The 232-nt window shown below is 66.8% G+C and carries 1 pseudogene; it reads left to right on the top strand.

Going from position 1 to position 232, the window contains the following annotated elements:
• Positions 1-232 (top strand): annotated as a pseudogene (locus tag SB752_RS33330) (aminomethyl-transferring glycine dehydrogenase subunit GcvPB); the annotation flags it as partial.

Genomic DNA, 232 nt, shown 5'->3' with positions numbered 1-232 from the left:
CAAGGACCTGGCCCTGGATCGCACCATGATCCCGCTGGGCTCCTGCACCATGAAGCTCAACGCCGCCAGCGAGATGATCCCCATCACCTGGGCCGAGTTCGGCGCACTGCACCCCTTCGCTCCCGCCGAGCAAAGCGCCGGCTACCAGCAACTGACCACCGAACTTGAAGCGATGCTCTGCGCTGCCACCGGCTACGACGCGGTGTCGCTGCAGCCCAACGCCGGCTCCCAG

The sequence above is a fragment of the Brevibacillus sp. SIMBA_040 genome (genome assembly GCF_046535075.1).
Classification (GTDB): domain Bacteria; phylum Bacillota; class Bacilli; order Brevibacillales; family Brevibacillaceae; genus Brevibacillus.
This window is presented reverse-complemented; position numbering and strand designations above follow the sequence as displayed.